Annotated in this window: 1 pseudogene; it reads left to right on the top strand. The window is 30.1% G+C overall.

Annotated features, from left to right (window positions below):
* Positions 1–99, top strand: a pseudogene (locus RYX56_RS24455) (adenosine deaminase); the annotation flags it as partial.
* Positions 100–246 lie beyond the last annotated feature (147 nt).

The following is a 246-nucleotide window of genomic DNA, read 5'->3' as shown; positions in this document are numbered from 1 at the left end:
CAGAGTCCTTCCAACTTTTACAAAGTATTTCGAAGCTTAAAAAACTGTTCACCCAGTGAATATCGAAAGGAATCCCTAAATGAATTGGATGGATTATGAATCTTATTTGGAGATTTATCCTCCTAAGGAATTTAATTTTAAAGAGTGTTTAATTTTTTTAGGAAGGTCTGATCAGGAGGTGCTTCATCAAATTAAAGAGGGATTCGTATATAAATTAATAAAAATGAAAGACTCTTTAATTTTATG

The sequence above is a fragment of the Alkalihalophilus lindianensis genome (assembly GCF_032843265.1).
Lineage (GTDB): Bacteria > Bacillota > Bacilli > Bacillales > Bacillaceae_D > Alkalihalophilus > Alkalihalophilus lindianensis.
Note: the sequence above shows the minus strand (reverse complement) of the source record. Positions and strands in the feature narration are given on the sequence as shown.